The organism is Mycobacterium sp. SMC-17, from assembly GCF_045310915.1.
Lineage (GTDB): Bacteria > Actinomycetota > Actinomycetes > Mycobacteriales > Mycobacteriaceae > Mycobacterium.
This window is the reverse complement of record NZ_JBJIAK010000154.1, coordinates 1-1,265: the sequence shown is the minus strand read 5'-3', so window position 1 is coordinate 1,265 and position 1,265 is coordinate 1. Positions and strand designations below refer to the sequence as shown.

General features: G+C 63.3%; 1 protein-coding gene. It reads left to right on the top strand.

Going from position 1 to position 1,265, the window contains the following annotated elements; all coding sequences use genetic code 11:
• Positions 1–70 precede the first annotated feature (70 nt).
• A protein-coding gene (locus ACJH7A_RS30525) for an IS3 family transposase (RefSeq protein WP_099156389.1) occupies positions 71–1,233 on the top strand; the annotation gives its coding sequence in 2 pieces (ribosomal slippage) (positions 71–355 and positions 358–1,233; 1,161 coding nt in all).
• Positions 1,234–1,265: the final 32 nt, after the last annotated feature.

Here is a 1,265-nt window from a genome sequence, read left to right as displayed (position 1 = left end):
GGGTCTGCTGCACGAATAGGTGACATCTGAGTTGGCTTGCCCAGCATGGGCGGGCTGGAAGGATGTCCCCATGGCAAGGCCCTACCCCCGCGAGTTCCGCGACGACGTCGTCCGGGTCGCTCGCAACCGCGATGACGGTGTAACGATCGAGCAGATCGCCACCGATTTCGGAGTGCACCCGATGACGCTGCAGAAATGGCTCCGTCAGGCCGACATCGACGAAGGCACCAAGCCCGGCAAGAGCGCCAGCGAGTCCGGTGAGCTGCGCGAAGCCCGACGGCGGATCAAACTGCTAGAGCAAGAGAACGAGGTGCTGCGTCGGGCCGCAGCGTATTTATCGCAGGCCAATCTGCCGGGAAAAGGGTCTACCCGCTCGTGAAAGAGCTCGCCGCCGACGGGATCCCCGTCGCGGTGACGTGCCGGGTACTCAAGCTCTCCCGCCAACCGTATTACCGCTGGCTGGCCGACCCCATCACCGAGGCCGAACTCATCGAGGCCTACCGCGCCAATGCGCTGTTCGACGCGCACGCAGACGATCCGGAGTTCGGCTACCGCTACCTCGTGGAGGAGGCGCGCGATGCCGGCGAGCCGATGGCCGAGCGCACCGCATGGCGGATCTGCTCGCAGAATCGACTGTGGAGCGTGTTTGGTAAGAAACGCGGCAAGAACGGCAAAGTCGGGCCGCCGGTGCACGACGATCTTGTCGAGCGTGACTTCACCGCTGAAGGGCCAAATCAGTTGTGGCTCAGTGACATCACTGAGCACCGCACCGGTGAGGGCAAGCTCTACCTCTGTGCGATTAAGGACGTGTTCTCCAACCGGATCGTCGGCTACAGCATCGACTCCCGAATGAAGTCACAACTGGCCATCCGGGCACTACACAGCGCGGTAGCCCGACGCGGAGATGTCGCGGGGTGCATTCTGCACTCGGATCGCGGATCTCAGTTCCGGTCAAGGAAATTCGTACACGCCTTGAATCAACACGAGATGGTCGGCTCTATGGGCCGTGTCGGAGCCGCCGGCGACAACGCCGCCATGGAGAGCTTCTTTAGCCTGCTGCAGAAGAACGTGCTCGACCGCCGCCGCTGGGACACCCGAGAACAACTCCGCATCGCGATCGTCACCTGGATCGAGCGCACCTACCACCGGCGCCGCCGCCAGTCCGGCCTCGGGCGGTTGACCCCGATCGAATTCGAAGCAATCATGACCACACCGGCCAGTCAGGCCGCGTGACCGAAACTGTCACCTGATCGTGCAGCAGACCC